The organism is Sodalis sp. RH21, from assembly GCF_047324175.1.
GTDB lineage: Bacteria > Pseudomonadota > Gammaproteobacteria > Enterobacterales > Enterobacteriaceae > Acerihabitans.
The window spans coordinates 3,512,038-3,528,329 of the sequence record NZ_CP178732.1; the positions used below are offsets into that span (position 1 = coordinate 3,512,038).

The following is a 16,292-nucleotide window of genomic DNA, read 5'->3' on the forward strand; positions in this document are numbered from 1 at the left end:
GGCGCCGGCACCATGGCGGCCTAGGGATTCCTGCCGTCGGCGCTGGCGGCCCAGGTGTCCGCCGCCGCCTCCGGGGAAGGCATCATCAAGGGGGGAACGCTGTTTGCCAACGTAAACCCCGAGCCCGCCGGCCTGGTGGCGGGCATTAATATTTCCAGCCCGGCGGTAGTGGTCTCGTCCAGCATTTTCGACGGGCTGGTGAGCTATGACAATAACTACCGGCCCCAGCCGCAGCTGGCCGAATCCTGGGAACAATCGGCCGACGGCAAAACCATCACCTTCAAGCTGCGCCAGGGCGTCAAATGGCACGACGGCCATCCTTTTACGTCCGCCGATGTGCAATATTCCATCCTGAACGTGGTGAAGAAAACCCATCCCCGCGGCGCCTCCAACTTCGCCAAAGTCACCGATGTGGAAACGCCCGACGATCATACGGTGATTTTCCGGCTGAGCGGCCCCGCGCCGGTACTGTGGTCGGTGCTGTTCGGCACCGAGACCCAGATTGTGCCCAAACATTTATATGAAGGCGCCAATCCGCTTACCAACCCCTGGAACGCCAAGCCTATCGGCACCGGCGCGTTCAAGTTCAAGGAGTGGGTGCGCGGCAGCCATATCGTTTTGGAGCGCAACCCGGATTACTGGGATACCGGTAAACCCTATCTGGATCGCATTATCTTTAAAATGTTGCCGGATGCCGGCGCCAGGGGCGTGGCCCTGGAGAGCAATGAGATCCAGTACGCGCCCAATAACCCGGTGGCCGAAAGCGACGTGGCGCGCCTGAGCCAAAACCCGGCGCTGCAATTGGATACCCGCGGCTGGGAAGTCCCCGCGCCGATTTTCTTTTTCGATTTTAACTTCAGGCGCAAAACCTTCCAGGATATCCGCGTCCGGCAGGCCTTCGCCCACGCCATCAATCGGCAGGGACTGGCGGAGATTGTCTGGTATGGCCTGGCCAACGTGGCGGAAAGCTGCGTGCCCAGCTTCCAGAAACAATTCTTCAAGCCCGGCTTGCCGCAGTATGAATTCGATCCGAAAAAAGCCGAGCAATTGCTGGATGCGGCCGGGCTGAAACGCGGGGCCGACGGAGTGCGGCTGCGGATTAACCATATCACCGAAGTCTCTTACGGGCAGGTCTACCTGCGCGCCGCGGAATATATGCAGCAGCAGCTCAAACATATCGGCGTCGAAATGGATCTGATTAACCTGGAGCTGGCGGCCATGATCCGCCGGGTATTCGGGGAATACGATTTCGACACGTTTTCCCAATGGTATTCCGCCTATCCCGATCCGCAAATCGGGGTCACCCGCCGTTTCTGGACCAAGAATATCAAGCCCGGCACCCCGTCGAGCAACAGCTCCGGTTACTCCAATCCGGAAATGGATCGCATCATTGAAGGCATCCAGGAAGAAGGGGATGTGGCCAAACGCAAACTGTATATCGATCAGATGCAGGAGTTGGTGCAAACCGATGCGGCATCAATCAATTTGCTGGAGCTGAAGTTCTTCGGGTTTTATTCCAAAAAACTCCAGGGCCTGCGCAAAGGCCCCATGCTGTTCTATTCAAGCCTGGCCGACGCCTGGCTGGAGAAATAACATGCCGACCACCTCCCTGACACCCCCTTTATTATTGGCCCGGGCCCGCGAACTGGGCCAGGAGCTGGCCGGCCAGGCGGCGGAGTATGACCGCCTGGCCCGGGCCAATATGCCGGCGTTCGACCGTATCCGCCAGCTGCGCCTCGGCGCGATGCGCGTCCCCCGCCGCCACGGCGGGGCCGACGGCGAGATCGGCGATGTGGTGGCGCTGATGATTGCGCTGGCCAAAGGCGATCCGTCGGTGGCGCAATCCCTGCTGCCGCATTTTGTGTTTGTCGAACGCACGCTGTTGATGGGTACGCCGGCGCAAATCACCGATTTTCTTGGCCAGGCGGCGCAGGGGAAACTGGTGGGCGGCGCATCGGCGGAATTGGGCGGCGCGTTTCGCGGCGAGGTGCGCACGCTTCTAAGCCGGCACGGCGATGCGTATCGCCTCAATGGCCTGAAGCATTACAGCACCGGCGCGCTGATGGGCGATCTGCTGAAAGTGCTGGCGGTGGATGAACAGGGCGACACGGTGCTGGCGGTGGTGCCGGCGGATCGCCCAGGGATTATCCGCCATGATGACTGGCAGGGCATGGGCCAGCGCGGCACCCTGAGCGGCCGCACCGAGCTTGATGATGTGCTGGTGGAGGAAGCGGAAGTCATGCGCGCGCAGCGTTGGCAAACCGAACGGCACCATACCGGCGCCGCCTCGCAAATCCTCCATTGCGCCATTGAAGTCGGCATCGCCATGGCGGCGCTGGAGGATGCGGCCGCCTGGGCGCGCAGCGGCGTGCGGCCGGTGAAGGAAAGCGGCGTCGACCGCGGCCAGGACGATCCTTATCTGCTGCATTATGTCGGGCAAATCGCCGCCCAAACCCATGGGGCGCATGCATTGGTGCTGGCGGCGGCGGCGAAAATCACGCTGGCCGCCCGGGCGCGCTTTGCCGGCGCCGATGCGCAAGATATCGACCGGCTGGCCGTGGAAGCCTCCATCGCCACCGCCGAGGCGAAAGTCATCGCCACCGAGGCCGCCCTGTTCGCCGGCCAGACCTTATTCGACGTGGGCGGCGCGTCCACCACGCTGCGTAAACATGATTTCGACCGGCACTGGCGCAATGCCCGCACCCATACCACTCACGATCCCGCGGCCTATAAATACCGGGCGATCGGCGATTATCGGCTGAACCGCCGGGCGCCCCCCATCGGTTATGGCTATTGATGCCGCCATGGCGGGATAACCCGTTTGCAGACAATTCAGAGACCCTATGATTACCAACATAACTGCCAACACGCTTGAGCAATGGCTGGACGACGGCGGCGAATTGGCGCTGTTCGATGTGCGCGAACATGGGCAATTCGGCGAGGGGCACCTGTTTTTCGCCGCGTCATTGCCTTACAGCCGGCTGGAACCCGAGGTAGCGAAGCTCGCGCCCAATCCGTCGGTAAGGGTCGTGGTTTACGACGCGGGCGAAGGCGTGGCGCAACGAGCCGCCCGCCGTTTGCGGGATCTGGGCTACGGCGCGGTGCATGTGCTGGCCGGCGGCGCCCAGTCCTGGGCCGCGGCGGGCTACCAACTGTTCCAGGGGGTTAACCTGCCGTCCAAAACCTTTGGCGAATGGGTGGAAACGCGGCGCGCCACCCCGCACCTGGGCGCCGATGAATTGGCGCGCCGGCAGGCCGCCGGCGAAGCGTTGATCGTACTCGACGGCCGCCCGTTTGATGAATACCGGCAAATGAGTATTCCGGGCAGCATTTGCTGTCCGAACGGCGAACTGGGGGTCAGGGTCGACGCGCTGGCGGCGGATCGGGCCACCACCATCGTTATCAATTGTGCCGGTCGCACCCGCAGCATCATCGGGGCGCAGACCCTGATCGATTTGGGGATCGCCAATCCGGTGCTGGCGCTGGAGAACGGCACCCAAGGCTGGATGCTGGCGGATCTGCCGCTGGAACACGGGCAGCAGCGGCGTTACCCCGACGGGCTGCACGCGGGCCACGCCCGGGTTCAGGCCGCTGAACGCCTGGCGGCCCGGGCCGGGGCGGAGTGGATTGGCGCGCGCGATATACGGCAATGGCGGGAAAAAAACCATAGCGTCTTTTTGCTGGATGTGCGCACCGCCGAGGAATTCGCCGGCGGGAGTTTGCCCGGCGCCCGCCATGCGCCGGGCGGGCAGTTGCAACAGGCCACCGATCAATATCTGGCGGTCAGAAACGCCAAAGTGGTGTTATTTGATAATGACGGCGTCCGGGCGCCGGTTACCGCGAGCTGGCTGCGCCAATTGGGGCATCAGGCTTTTGTGCTGGAAGGCGGATTGGCGAGGGGGCTGGCCGATGGGGTGTCCCTGCCCCGGCCGGAACCCGCCGCGGTCCCCTCCTGGCCAACGGTGAGCGCGCGCGATCTCGCCGGCGAACTGGACCAGGGACGGCCGATCGACATCGTGGATCTGCGCGCCAGCCAGCATTACCGCAACGGCCATATTCCCGGCAGCCGCTGGTCGATCCGCCCGTTGCTGGATCGGCTGCCCGCCGCCGGCCCGGCAAAAATCGTCCTGCTGGCTGAAGATGCGGCCCTGGCCGCGTGGGCCGCCGCCGATATCCCCGCGCCATTGCGGCCCCGGATTTATCTGCTGGCCGGCGGATTTGCGGCGTGGCGGGACAGCGGCCTGCCGGTGGCCGTCACCCCCGATGCGCCCGCCGACGCCGAACGCATCGATTATCTTTTTTTCACCCATGACCGCCACGCCGGCAATAAAGACGCCGCCAGGCAATATTTGGCCTGGGAACAGGGTTTATGGGGCAGATTACATGCCCGGGAACGGGCGGTATTTAAACCGCTGCCCGGCGCGTAATGCCCCGGCCGGCTGCATCCGTCGGCGCCAGGCCGTATATCGGGCCGGGCGCCGGCATCAACGGGAACCAGGCGTTCGGAGCGGCACGGAATAATGCCGGCCGCCGCCGCGCATAATTTAATCTTATTATGCAAAACACCATCATACATATTTCCTATAGCCGGTTTTTTATTTAAAATTTCAGGTCCCGCCGCGGCATTTGTCCGTTTTTAATTGCCTGTTTCCTGACGGAAATAGCGCAAATGCATCTACCGTTATATTTCGCTAATCTGATTGATTTTGCTGAGCTTTCCTTTAATTAGGCGGTTGACAGCGATTGTCATGTCATTCAATTATCATGACAACTTATCGGCAACCAGAATGAATAATCATGCAATGGGATCAGCATGGGCTTATTTCCGGCCCGCAGCCATTATGGTGGCAAATAGCAGATAGATTACGGCGCGAAATTGAATTCGGCGGGTTTAAACCCGGCGAAGCCTTGCCGTCGGAGACCTTGCTCAATCAGGTATTCGGCGTCAGCCGGACCACGGCGCGCACCGCATTGGATAAACTCGAACAAGAAGGGCTGATCAGCCGCCGCGCCGGTAAAGGTTCGATCGTACTGCCGCCGCAGGTGGTGCAACCGCTGAGCCAGATGGCGAGTTTTGCGGAAGATATGCAGCGCCGCGGTTTTACCGCCGGTTATCAAACCCTGTCGGCCCGGATGGCGGTGCCTCCCGCCGATATCGCCGCCGCCCTGCGCCTGGACAGCCATGAAAAAGCCTTTATGTCGACCCGCCTGTTGAAAGCCGACGCTATGCCGATGGCGCTTTCATACAGCTGGCTGTCGCCGCATATCTTCACCCGGGGCGGGGTCCCCGGCGCCGACGAGCTTGACCGCCAATCGCTGTACGTTTGGCTGGAACAGCACTGCGGTTGCCGCATTATCGGCGGGCAGGAAACCATCAGCGCGTCGATCCTCACCGGCGAACTGTCCCGCGCCCTGCAGGTAGCCAAAGGCTCCGCCAGCCTGGTCGCCCGGCGTTTGAGCCACGATGCGGATCGGCGGCCGGTGGAGTATGTGACGGTGCACTACCGCGCCGACCGCTACAGCTTCACCATCGATCTGGTGCGCAAATAATGGCGGCCGGTAAAGGGTTGTTCGTCGGGGATATCAGCCTTGATACCACCCTTAGCATGGCGCATATCCCGCAGCCTGATGAAAAAGTCATGGTGCATATCAACAGCGAATCCGCCGGCGGCGTGATCAGCAATGCCGCCCTGGCCTGCCGCCTGGCGGGAGCCGACGTCGCGCTGGCGATTGAAACCGGCGACGATCTGTTTGCCGATTCCCTGCTGCGCGGCCTCCAGCGCACCGGCCTGCGGATTATCAGCCGCAAAGTCCCCGGCCGCACCTGCCGCGCCATTATTTTGCTCGAACCCCATGGGGAAAAACGCCTGCTGCTGGAACCGGGCGTCACGCTTTATCCCAGCCTCGAATGGGTGCGGACCCTCGATTTACAGGATATCGAATGGGTGCACACCGCCGCGTATGGCGATAGCGCCTGGCATCTGATCGAACGGTGCCGCCTGGCGGGCTGCAAATGGTCGCTGGATTTGGAACCCGCGACCTTCGCCAACGGCCTGGAACCCTTATTTCCCCTGCTCGACGGCGCGGAAGCGGTGTTCTGCAATCAGCGCGCGCTGCGGCAATTGGGCGATGACCCCGTTGCGCGCTTGCTGGGCCTGGGGGCGAAAGCCGTGATATGCACCCTCGGCCCCCAGGGCGCGCGCTATGTCGGCGCCGATGCCGATTTGCACGCCCGCTATCCCGCGGATGCGGTGATTGTGGATACCACCGGCGCGGGTGATTGCCTGGCCGGATGGTTTATCGCCGGCCGCCTGGCGAGAAAATCCCTGCAACAGTCACTGACCCAGGCGGTATTTGCCGCCACCTACAGCTGCGGGCAAATGGGCGCACAGCCCTCTTACCCCAGTATCGCACAACTCCAGCAATATCAATGCGCCGGCACGCCCGATGGCGATGCCTGAGCCCTGACCAAAGAGAGACTCCATGGCCGGACCACACGTACTTCCGCACAAACCCGATATGCTCGCCGCGCTGTTCCCGGTTAAAAAACCGGTGATCGGCGTGATCCATTTGCAGGCTTTGCCCGGCGCGCCGCGTTATCGCGGACAAGCGATGAAGGAGATTTTCGCCGCCGCCGTGGCGGATGCCAAAACCCTGGCGCAGGGAGGCATTGACGGCATTATTATCGAAAACGCCAGCGATCTGCCCTTCCGCCGCCCTGAAAACATTGGTCCGGAAACGGTCGCCGCGCTGACCGCCGCCTGTATGGAGGTGCGCGCCGCGGTGGATACGCCCATCGGCATTACCTGCGTGGCCAACGGCGCCATTCCGGCGCTGGCCATTGCCAAGGCCGTCGGCGCGCGCTGGGTGCGGGTGAACCAATGGGTCAATGCCTACATCGCCAACGAAGGTTTTATCAACGGCCCCGCCCCGGAAGCCATGCGCTACCGCGCCATGATTGATGCCCGCGACGTGGCCATTTTCACCGACGTTCACGTTAAGTTCGGCGCCCATGCCATTACCGCCGATCGCAGCATTCCCGAACAGGCCACCGACGCCGAATGGTTTGATGCGGACGTATTGATTGCCACCGGCACCCGCACCGGTTCGCCCACGGAACCCGCCGAGGTCAATGAAGTCCGCAACGGCACCAATTTGCCGGTGATCGTCGGTTCAGGCCTGTCGCCGGCCCAGGTGCCCGCGCTATTCAGCGCCGCCGACGGGGCGATTATCGGCCAATGGCTGAAACATGACGGCCTGTGGTGGCAGCCGGTGGACCCGCGCCGCGTGGCGGAGTTAATGCAGGCGGTAATGCAAGTCCGGGAGGGAAAATGACCCTTCTGACCGGTGAAACCGAGGTTTTCTCCTCCCAACCGACGGAGTCGGGCCGCTGCGTGGTGGCTTTTATGGCCAAACGGCAGCCGGATGCCGGCGGCGCGGTTTATCAGCCGCAGCATTATCAGGCGTTAATGACGCTGTTGGAGCAACTGCGCGGCGAAGGCTGGCTGCTGTCGTTCCGGGCCATGTTCGAGGCGCCGCGCGGCGACCTGCCCCCCATGGCGCTCGACAGCGGCGCGCTGCATGAATGGGATATGGCCGGCGCCTTCGAAGCGCCGACGCTCGACGCCGCGCTGGCGGGAACCGTGCGTCTCGAACAGGCGGGCTGGGCCAGGTTATTCGCTACCCAATGGCTGCTGGGTCCGCGTGAATTCGCCACGGTTAACGGCGCCGGACCGGATATCAAGCGCCCCTGGGGCTTTATGGCGCTGTGGGAATGGAACGATGCCTGGTGCGAAGCCACGGCGGACGAGCGCGCGGAGTATGACGCCGAATGCGACGTGGCGTTCAAGGGCGACCTGGCGCTGAATATCAATATCGCCGGCCGCCACCGGCTCGACTGGGCCCACAGCTGGCATCATTTGGGGATCTGGGAGGTTGACGGTTTAGACACCGTCGCGCGCGCCATCACCGGCCATCAGGAGGCCGCGGATTTTAAATTCACCACATCACGCCACGTTGCCGGCAAGGTTCGTCCGCTGGCCGACCTGCTGTTGCCCGTTACCGTCTAAGGAGACCCCATGTCAGAAAGTATTTGGCTTCATTATGCCCGTCCGCGTCCGCATTGGTATTTGCTGACCGCCGCCGAACAGCGGGAAAAACAGGCGCGCTGGGATGCGCTGTCACGCCGGGCCGCCGGGGAAGGCGCGCATTTTATGGGCCGGTACCATATCCGCGGCCAGCATGATTTCGAAACCGTCGACGTATGGACCTTCCCGGACGCGCAGGCCGCCTTTGATTATTGGTCCGGCCTGACGGCTGCGGCCTACAACCAGTGGTTCGCATTCGCCAACAATATCGGCCTGGGATTGGAAAAACAGGCAGCGGAGATACGTGACCATGACAATTCCGGTACTTGAAGCCACGGGCATCAGCCGCCATTTTGGCGGCGTCAGGGCGTTGGAGCGCGTTGATTTCCGGGTATATCCCGGCGAAATCTGCGCCCTGATCGGCGATAACGGCGCGGGGAAATCCACCCTGGTGAAAATTCTTTCCGGCGCCGATAAGCCTGACGGCGGCGTAATCAAAATCGACGGCCGGGACGTTGGTTTCGATTCGCCGGGCGCGGCGCAGGCCAGCGGCATCTCCACGGTGTATCAGGATCTGGCGCTGGCGCCGGAATTGACGCCGGTCGATAACCTGTTTTTGGGCCGCGAGGAAGTGCGCAGCGGCCTGCTGGGCAGGCTGGGGGTGTTAAATCGTTCCGCGATGCGCCGCAAGTCGGTGGCGCAATTTGCCCGCCTGGGGGTCAATTTACGCTCGTTATCGGTGCCGATTTCCGCCCTTTCCGGCGGGCAGCGGCAGTCCGTGGCCATTGCCCGCGCCGCCATGTGGGCCGGACGGGTGATTTTTATGGACGAACCCACGGCCGCGCTCGGCGTAATCCAGACCGAACGGGTGCTGCAATTGATTCGGCAGGTGCGCGACGCCGGACTGGCGGTGGTATTAATCAGCCACAATATGCCGCAGGTACTGGAAGTCGCCGATCGGGTCGAGGTGCTGCGGCTGGGGAAAAGCGTGGCGCAGATGCCGACCAAAGGCTTGCGGGTGGAGGACTTGGTCTCGGCGATGACTAGCGGTACTTATCGCCGCGCGGATAGCCGCACGGAGGTGATGCCATGAATAAAATCCTGCCTGATAACCGCGGCCAACGGCAGGAACAGCCGGCTACGCCGCGCGATATGCTGGCCAGGCTGATAGGCGGCGGCTGGATATTTATCCTGCTGATCGCGCTGATTGCGCTGTTCGGCATTCTGCGTCCCGAGCAGTTCGGCTCCGCCTATAACCTGTCGCAAATCGCCATCAACGCCGCCATCCTGCTGGTGCTTTCGGTTGGGCAGACCTACGTCATTATCGCCGCCGGGATTGATTTATCCGTGGGCGCGGTGCTGGTGTTTTCTTCGGTGGTGTCCGCGCAGTTCATGCTGTACCTGACCGGCAGCGCGGGCAATACCTTCGGCACCACCGACGCCGGCTGGGGCGTAATTGCCGCGGGCAGCCTGGCGGCCATAGTGACAGGGTCACTTTGGGGCGCCCTGAACGGTTTCCTGGTCGCGGTGGCGAAAATCCCGGCGCTGATCGTCACGCTGGGCACCTTTGGCATGGCGCTCGGACTGGCGCAGGTGCTATCGGGGGGCATTGATGTGCGCGCCATGCCGGAACGGCTGGTCGATACGGTCGGCAGCGGCGATATCGCAGGCATCCCCATGCTGGTCGTCATCGCCGTGGCGGTGCTGATAATCGCCGCCTTCTTTTTGCATCTGACCCGCTTCGGCCTGCATGTTTTTGCCGTCGGTTCCAATCTGGAAGCGCTGCGGCGCGCGGGGATCGGCGTGCGGTCGCGCCTGATCGCCATTTATATGATTTCCGGCGCGCTGGCCGGCGTGGCCGCCGTGATGTCCAACGCGCGGTTTTCAACCACCACCATCGGCGGACACGCCATGGATAACCTGGCGACCATTTCCGCCGTGGTGCTGGGGGGAACCAGCCTGTTCGGGGGCATCGGCAGCGTCGCGGGCACGATTATCGGGGTGTTTATCCCCATTATTTTGCTCAATGGTTTTGTCATTTTGGGTATTCCGCCGTTTTGGCAAACCGTGGCGATGGGGGTGGTCCTGATCCTCGCGGTTTGGATTGACCAGCTTAAACGCCGGGCAAGGGAACGCAATTAATGTGAGTCAACCGCACGTCTTAATAACATTTCTACGGGGAATAATGATGCGTAACAAAGTGATATTCGCTGTCTCATCGATGTTGGCCCTGGCGCTGGCGCGCAATGCCTGGGCCGCCGGACAAAACCAAACCGTCGCGCTGGTATTGGGCGTCAAAGGCAGTCCGTTTTATCAGGCGCTGCAATGCGGCGCGCAGGAAAAGGCCGCGCAAATGGGCGTGACCCTGCGGGTATCCGCACCGGACCAGTTTGCCGCCGACAGCCAAATCCCGGTGGTTAACGCCGTCACGGCCACCGGACCGGCGGTGGCCGCCATCGTCCCGACCGATATGCAGGCGCTGGTTGCGCCGATGAAACAATTGGCGGCGCGCGGGACAAAAGTGATGACCGTCGACCAAACGCTCAACGACACCGGCTTTTTGGCCACGGAAATCATTTCCGATAATGAACGCGGCGGGAAAATGGCCGCGGAGGCCATGAATAAACTGCTTGGCGGCAAGGGGGAAGTCTTGGTTATTACCCAGCCGCCGGGTTCCGCCGCGCAGGATGCCCGTGAAAAAGGCTTCGCCGAGCAGATAAAAACCTACCGGGGCATTACTTATCTCGGGCCGCAGTACCAAAGCGACGATCCGCAAAAGGCGGCGGAAATCATTACCTCCACCCTCTCCGCCCACCCCAACCTGGCCGGCGTGTTCTCAACCAACGACCAGGGCGCGATTGGCGCCATCACCGGCTTGCGCCAGGCCGGCGCGGTGAAAAAAGTCAAAGTGGTGGCCTATGACGCCGCCACCGCCGAAGTCAGCGCGCTTAAAAACGGCGCCATCAGCGTATTGATCGCGCAAAACCCCAAGCAGGAAGGCGAAGCGGTCATCACCACCGCGCTGGCCCTGCTGGCCGGAAAACCGGTAGCGAAACAGACGCTCACCGATTTGGTGGCAATTGATGCCGGCGAACACCAAAAAGCCGATAAATACGAGTATAAAGCCGACTGCATGTAATGGCGGCCGGCGGGGTCATCGGCCGCGGTGTGATGCGGGCAATGGTCATTATTCGGAAAGAATACGCAGCGGCCCCTGACGGAGCCGCTGCGTTTGATGACAAAGCCATACTTGCGGGCATGGCGGGGCCGCTGCTGCCGGGGCGTTAGTTGAGCACGCCGTTGCAGATCAGCATGGCCAGCATGCCGCCGATGGCGGGAATAAAAGTACGGCGCACAATCATAAACGGGGAGCATTCGCCCGCCTTGCTGACGGCGATAATCACGCCCGACACCGGGGATATCGCCCGCCCCATCCCCGCCATAAGCTGCATCGGCAAAATCATCCGCACCGCGCTTTCCCCGAATTTGGCCGCAATGCCCGGCGCCAGTCCGGAAAAGGAGAAAAACGCGGCCACCCCGGAACCGGTCAGGGCCGCGGTCACGCCCACCAGCAGCGCCATCACCACGGTCATGCTGGCAAAACCAAAGCCGGCGGTTTGCACGGTATTGATGATAAAATCCACCGCGCCGATAATTTGCAACCCCTGGGCAAACACATCCGCGCACACCAGCAGCGAGACAATGCTGGCGAACATGTTCCCCATGCCTTTAAAAAACACTTGCACGCCTTTACAGGCGGTTTTGAAATCCCGCTTTACCAGCAACTCGCATAAAAAGGCCAGCAACGTGCCGATGATCATGGCGGTGACCACATCCACCTTGATGCTGCTGACGATCAGCGGACTAAATACCAGCACCAGAACCACGGGAAAGACCGGCAGCAATGCGTAAAATCCCGGCGTCCGGCCGCCGCGATCCTCGGCGGCGCGATCGGGTGCCTGCCGGCTGGCCACATGCCCGTCTTTGGCGTCGAAATAGCGGGCGGTAAAAAATATCAACACGGCCACCGTGAGCATCACGCCGGCGGCCACCGGCAATTGATAATGGGCAAAGTACACCGCCGCTTCCATATCGGCATGCTTCGCCGCCAGATTGGCGGTGCCCACCGCCGGGCCGAGATCCATAAATGCCGACATCCCAATCATCGACGCCGCGGCCGCCTTGCTCACCCCTAAACGCACCAGAACCGGAAAGAAGGTCACCAGCAACAGCATGGCGAGCCCCGCCGCGCTGGAGATGGCGACGTGCAGCAACTGGGACAGGATATAGCCTATGGCCAGGATGAGATACGGCGCCTTGATCGCCTGGAGCGGCTTGATGCACAGGTTCACCATGGCGTTGGAGGCCTTGATATGATCCATATAATCGGCAAATCCCCCCGCGGCCATAATGATCAACCCGACCCCGGCCACCTGGGTGGTTAATGATTCTTTGACGAACGCGAAAATATCCCCGCCGACCCAGCCGATTGATTTCGCATTGCCATATAAAATAGAGTGGCCCGGGAAAAAAATTGCCGAGATCAGCAGCAAAAGCAGCCCCGCCAGCAGCAGGACGGTTTGCGGTTGATAATTTTTAATAATAAACCACGCCGCAACTACGGTAATCAACATTCCAATCAGAAAGCCGGCCATGATTTTCCCTTTTTATCGAGTGCCATCATTAGAGATAAAGTCTTGCAGCAACCCGGTGTAATAACCGGGCGCCTGGAAATAGGGGGCATGCCCCAGTCCCGGCATCTCGATGTGTCTGGTAAACGGCACCAGGGCCAGCAGGTCCGCCGTCAACTGCGGCTGCACCACATGGTCTTCGCCCCCCGTTAATATCAGCGTGGGTACGGCGATGCGCGGCAGCAGCGGCCGGTTATCGGCCAGTTGCAGCATCCGGGAGGCGCGCCTGAGCCCTTCGGGATGGGTTGCGGCCGCGATGTCGGCCGCATACGCCAGAACGGCCGGCGAAATATCCGCAAACGGCAATAAATCGCGCGCCCGGTTCCGGCCGTAGGCCTCGGCGCCGATGTCATGTAATTCCCGCAGCCGTTTTTCCAGTTTTTCCGACGCCGGCGCGGTGGCCGGGACCCCGTATCCCGGATGAGTGCAAGACAATACCAGGCGCTTGATATGGGCCGGATAGCGCGCCGCATACCGGCTGGCGACCGTCCCCCCCATGGAGTGGCCGACCAGGGAGACTTTTTTATCACCGAATTGCCGGATAAATTCATGCAGCGCCTGGACATAGGCGTCGATATCCGCCGCTATCAGCGCGGACGCGCCATAACCCGGCGCGTCCCAGGCGGCGACCTGATAAGCGGATGACAGCCCGGCAAATTGGAATGCCCAGGCTTTTGAACTGCCCAGCAGGCCATGCAAAAAAATAATCACTTCGCCGCTGCCGCAGGCGCGGAAAGATAATTGCCCCTGGGAGGTGGCGATAATATGTTGTGGCGGACACTCAGGGACAGTTTGGTTTTCTGGGTTCATGATCCTCACCTTATTTTATAAAACCCGCGTTTATTACCGCGCGTTATATCGCGATAACCGGCGCGGCGATATGCCTGGCGCGGCGGCGGGACCGGCGCGCGAATAGCGTCGAATAATGTTATCTAGGGTAAATGGATAATAATGCTATCTGATATGCCCGCCACGGTCGGCCGCCGGCCGCTATTTATTAAACACATTAAATTCTTCAAACAGGGATTCCATGACCTGGAAGTTATCGCCCAATTCTTTTCCAGTCACCTCGCCCATATAATTCACCAGGGCCTCAATCAGCACAAAACCGGAGCTGCGGCTATTAAATAATCCCTGGTGCCCGCTCTCCATAATCAATATGGCGCTGGCGAAATGGCTGAACGGGTTGACCGCGCGATCGGTGATCACCACGGTATCGCCCCGGTGCTGGTGAAACCACCGCACCAGACGCGTGGTGACGCTGGAGAAGCGAAAGTAGGAGATGGCCAGCAAGACGTCTCCCGGGCGCGAATCCACTAATTTATGCGGTAAATTACCAATATTGGCATCAAGTAAAATAATATCTTTCTTGATATAACGGCCCAGTAAATAAAAATACTCCGCCAGGGCATTGGCGCTGGCGCTGCCGATAACATATAGCCGTTTATCGGGGTCGCAAATCAGCGCCACGGTCTTTTCCAAATCCGGCACGCTGATTTTATGCAGCGTAGCGGTAATATTCGCCGTAATTTCCGCAAAATGTCGTTCAATGTAAGCAAAACTATTTTTTATATTGTTCTCTTTATTAAATCGGTCAATAGGCGAAACATTGCGGCACAGATCGGGTTTCACGGTGGCTTTTTTAAATTCCTGGAATCCGCTAAAGCCGATTTTTATCATAAACCGTCCCAGCGTTGACTTGGCGATGTTTATTTCCTGGCAAATATCGATCATTTTACTGTAGGGGATCGATAAGAAATGCTTGTCAAAATAGTCAATAATCCGCCGATCGGTCTCGGTCAGCGTGGTCAATTCGCCAATACGTTGAGAGAATTCGGTTTTGTTCATATCATTGCTCCCCTCTTCGTCAACGCCAAGTTCATTAATAACCCAACCGAAAAGATAAAAAAGGGGAATTAAAAATTCCCATATCAAAAATGTGGGTCATCTCTCATTTGCCCGCTTCCTTGCCGCCGGTTAACCAGTGCTCAAGACGTTTTCGGCGCCACCGTGAACACGGTGCGGCGGGTGCTGTCATCCCGCGGCCACGCCTGTTCGACCTCGGACAAAGGCACCGGCGTGGCGGCGATCGCGAATCCGCCGGGCAAGGTGGCATGCAGCAGCTCGCCGGCGGCGCTAACCAGCCGATCCAGCGCGATGCTGCCGATACCGCTGCCCATCAGTTCGATGGCCGACGAACGGAGCACGGCGCCCGGCAGCGAGATGTCCGGCCCGCCGGCCGCGCCGATTTGGACGAACCGCACCGGCCTGGCGCCGACCCCCGCCCTGGCGGCGGCCGTCAGCAAGCGCTCCGCGCTCCTCCCCCAGAGATAGTCGATAACCACATCCACGCCGGCGGCGAACTGCTGCCGGAAGCTGTCATCCACGTCCCGCTCGCCGTCGGCGAGCGGGAGAATAACATCGGCGCCAAGGGCCTTGAGCGCTTGCAGCGCATCGCTATTGCGTCCGGTGGCGATCACTTTCTTCGCGCCGAGATATTTGGCAATCTGCACCGCGAGCCGGCCCGCGGTGCCGGTGGCGCCGTTGATCAGCACGGTTTCCCCGGCCCGCAGCCTGGCGCGCAGGGTGTAGGCGGCCCAGGACGACACGCCCGGATTGGCGATGGCGGCGGCGGTGACGTCGTCCAGGCCGTCCGGCAGCGGGACACATTGCGCCGCGGGCGCCGCCGCGCTTTGCGCCATGCTGCCGTAGGGCGCGCGCGGCAACAGAAAATAGACCCGGCTGCCGTCCGCCAGGCGCCCCACCCCGTCAATGCCGGCGATAAAGGCGGCCTGGCCGGATGAACTGTAATGGGTGCCCGAGGCCCGGCTTTTCACCACATGGCTCATCGCGGCGGCGGTGACGGTGATAAGATGTTCGCCGGCCAAGGGCGACGGCGGCGCAAAATCACGGTATTCGGGCGGCTGCCCGGCTTGCATAATAACGGCGGCTTTCATATTAACCTCTTTATGTTTATGCTTGGGAATATATGTGTATAATGCACATACTAGAGGGGAGTTAAGATGTCGTCAATAAATAATGTGCAAAATACACATATAAGCGATCAGCTGCGGCAGTTGCACGGCGCGGTGCTGGATATCGTCAGCGCCATGAACCGGCCGCAGCGCGATGAGATATTGATCAAGGAAGCCGGTATCCCGCTCGATCGGGCGCTATTTCCGTTATTGGTGGGGATTGAACGGTTCGGCCCGATCGGTATCGTGGATCTGGCCGATCGCGTCGGGCGCGACTACACCACGGTGAGCCGCCAGGTCGCCAAGCTGGAAAGCCTGGCCCTGGTGGCGCGCCAGGGCAACCGCGCCGACCGCCGGGTGCGTGAAGCCGTTATCACCCCGCAGGGCAAGGCGATGACCGATTTGGTGGACGCCGCGCGCGAAAGGATGGGCCGCGCCATTTTTGCCTCCTGGGACCCCCGGGAGATCGACGAACTGGTGCGGCTGATGCGCAAGTTCGCGGATGCGTTCAGCGATGGACCGCCGGCGTGAACAGCCGC

General features: G+C 61.0%; 16 protein-coding genes. 12 read left to right on the forward strand and 4 right to left on the reverse strand.

Annotated elements, in window-relative coordinates:
• Positions 1 to 54: 54 nt before the first annotated feature.
• From ACL2XP_RS16095 to ACL2XP_RS16145, 11 genes are all read left to right on the forward strand, one after another.
• Complete coding sequence (locus ACL2XP_RS16095; protein WP_413733842.1) at positions 55 to 1,593, forward strand: ABC transporter substrate-binding protein; 1,539 nt, start codon at positions 55 to 57, stop codon at positions 1,591 to 1,593.
• 1 nt (position 1,594) lies between these two features.
• On the forward strand, positions 1,595 to 2,797 hold the full coding sequence (locus ACL2XP_RS16100) for an acyl-CoA dehydrogenase family protein (RefSeq protein WP_413733845.1): 1,203 nt from the start codon (positions 1,595 to 1,597) through the stop codon (positions 2,795 to 2,797).
• Between the two features lie 46 nt (positions 2,798 to 2,843).
• A complete protein-coding gene (locus tag ACL2XP_RS16105; protein WP_413733846.1) occupies positions 2,844 to 4,427 on the forward strand; it encodes a rhodanese-like domain-containing protein in 1,584 nt (527 codons plus the stop codon).
• A 370-nt stretch (positions 4,428 to 4,797) separates the two neighbouring features.
• On the forward strand, positions 4,798 to 5,550 hold the full coding sequence (locus ACL2XP_RS16110) for a GntR family transcriptional regulator (RefSeq protein WP_413733848.1): 753 nt from the start codon (positions 4,798 to 4,800) through the stop codon (positions 5,548 to 5,550).
• Positions 5,550 to 6,461 (forward strand): carbohydrate kinase family protein, encoded by a 912-nt coding sequence (locus ACL2XP_RS16115; protein WP_413733849.1) that lies wholly within the window; start codon positions 5,550 to 5,552, stop codon positions 6,459 to 6,461. Before ACL2XP_RS16110 ends, ACL2XP_RS16115 begins: the two co-directional genes overlap by 1 nt.
• A gap of 22 nt (positions 6,462 to 6,483) precedes the next feature.
• A complete protein-coding gene (locus tag ACL2XP_RS16120; RefSeq protein WP_413733850.1) occupies positions 6,484 to 7,335 on the forward strand; it encodes a BtpA/SgcQ family protein in 852 nt (283 codons plus the stop codon).
• A complete protein-coding gene (locus tag ACL2XP_RS16125; RefSeq protein ID WP_413733852.1) occupies positions 7,332 to 8,069 on the forward strand; it encodes a hypothetical protein in 738 nt (245 codons plus the stop codon). The genes ACL2XP_RS16120 and ACL2XP_RS16125 overlap by 4 nt, the downstream gene beginning before the upstream one ends.
• A 9-nt stretch (positions 8,070 to 8,078) precedes the next feature.
• A complete protein-coding gene (locus tag ACL2XP_RS16130) occupies positions 8,079 to 8,417 on the forward strand; it encodes a hypothetical protein (protein WP_413733853.1) in 339 nt (112 codons plus the stop codon).
• Complete coding sequence (locus ACL2XP_RS16135) at positions 8,398 to 9,180, forward strand: ATP-binding cassette domain-containing protein (RefSeq protein WP_413733854.1); 783 nt, start codon at positions 8,398 to 8,400, stop codon at positions 9,178 to 9,180. The genes ACL2XP_RS16130 and ACL2XP_RS16135 overlap by 20 nt, the downstream gene beginning before the upstream one ends.
• Positions 9,177 to 10,229, forward strand: coding sequence for an ABC transporter permease (locus ACL2XP_RS16140; RefSeq protein ID WP_413733855.1), 1,053 nt, complete (start codon positions 9,177 to 9,179; stop codon positions 10,227 to 10,229). The genes ACL2XP_RS16135 and ACL2XP_RS16140 overlap by 4 nt, the downstream gene beginning before the upstream one ends.
• A 43-nt stretch (positions 10,230 to 10,272) precedes the next feature.
• The gene (locus ACL2XP_RS16145; RefSeq protein WP_413733856.1) at positions 10,273 to 11,226 is read left to right on the forward strand and encodes an ABC transporter substrate-binding protein; all 954 of its coding nucleotides are present in this window, start codon (positions 10,273 to 10,275) and stop codon (positions 11,224 to 11,226) included.
• A 145-nt stretch (positions 11,227 to 11,371) separates the two neighbouring features.
• On the opposite strand, the gene dcuC is transcribed toward ACL2XP_RS16145, so the two are convergent.
• The 4 genes from dcuC to ACL2XP_RS16165 all read right to left on the reverse strand — a co-directional run bounded on the left by dcuC (position 11,372) and on the right by ACL2XP_RS16165 (position 15,735).
• Positions 11,372 to 12,742, reverse strand: a complete 1,371-nt coding sequence (gene dcuC / locus ACL2XP_RS16150; protein WP_413733857.1) for a C4-dicarboxylate transporter DcuC — start codon at positions 12,740 to 12,742, stop codon at positions 11,372 to 11,374.
• 12 nt (positions 12,743 to 12,754) lie between these two features.
• On the reverse strand, positions 12,755 to 13,588 hold the full coding sequence (locus ACL2XP_RS16155; RefSeq protein ID WP_413733858.1) for an alpha/beta fold hydrolase: 834 nt from the start codon (positions 13,586 to 13,588) through the stop codon (positions 12,755 to 12,757).
• 180 nt (positions 13,589 to 13,768) lie between these two features.
• Positions 13,769 to 14,626, reverse strand: coding sequence for a MurR/RpiR family transcriptional regulator (locus ACL2XP_RS16160; RefSeq protein WP_413733859.1), 858 nt, complete (start codon positions 14,624 to 14,626; stop codon positions 13,769 to 13,771).
• Positions 14,627 to 14,766: 140 nt separating this feature from the next.
• Entirely contained in the window at positions 14,767 to 15,735 is a 969-nt protein-coding gene (locus ACL2XP_RS16165; RefSeq protein ID WP_413733861.1) for a quinone oxidoreductase family protein, read from the reverse strand.
• A 66-nt stretch (positions 15,736 to 15,801) separates the two neighbouring features.
• Between ACL2XP_RS16165 and ACL2XP_RS16170 the strand changes: the two genes are divergently transcribed.
• Positions 15,802 to 16,284, forward strand: coding sequence for a MarR family winged helix-turn-helix transcriptional regulator (locus ACL2XP_RS16170; protein WP_413733863.1), 483 nt, complete (start codon positions 15,802 to 15,804; stop codon positions 16,282 to 16,284).
• Positions 16,285 to 16,292: the final 8 nt, after the last annotated feature.